This window comes from Rhodobacter sp. NTK016B (assembly GCF_017303295.1).
In the GTDB taxonomy this organism is placed as follows: Bacteria; Pseudomonadota; Alphaproteobacteria; order Rhodobacterales; family Rhodobacteraceae; genus Pararhodobacter.
Genome location: NZ_JAFKOK010000067.1, coordinates 1 through 253, shown reverse-complemented (window position 1 = coordinate 253; position 253 = coordinate 1). Strand labels below are relative to the sequence as shown.

Genomic DNA, 253 nt, shown 5'->3' with positions numbered 1-253 from the left:
CCGACATCCCGCCTCATCACCTTAATGAAGTCATTGATGCCGCCATCATGCGGATGGAAAAGCCGGATAGTACTGTAGATGACCTCATGACGGTCTTAAAGGGACCTGATTTCCCTACAGGCGGTATCATCCAAGGGGTAGACGGCATAAAGAAAGCCTATGAAACAGGAAAAGGAAAAATTGTGGTAAGAGGGAAAGCGGATATAGAGAATATCCGTGGAAGTAAACAGCAGATTGTCATAACAGAAATCCC

1 protein-coding gene is annotated in these 253 nt (G+C 45.8%); it reads left to right on the top strand.

The window, feature by feature from the left end:
* Positions 1–253 (top strand): DNA gyrase subunit A (locus JI664_RS23725; RefSeq protein WP_286174261.1); only part of this gene is annotated, 253 nt, incomplete at both ends.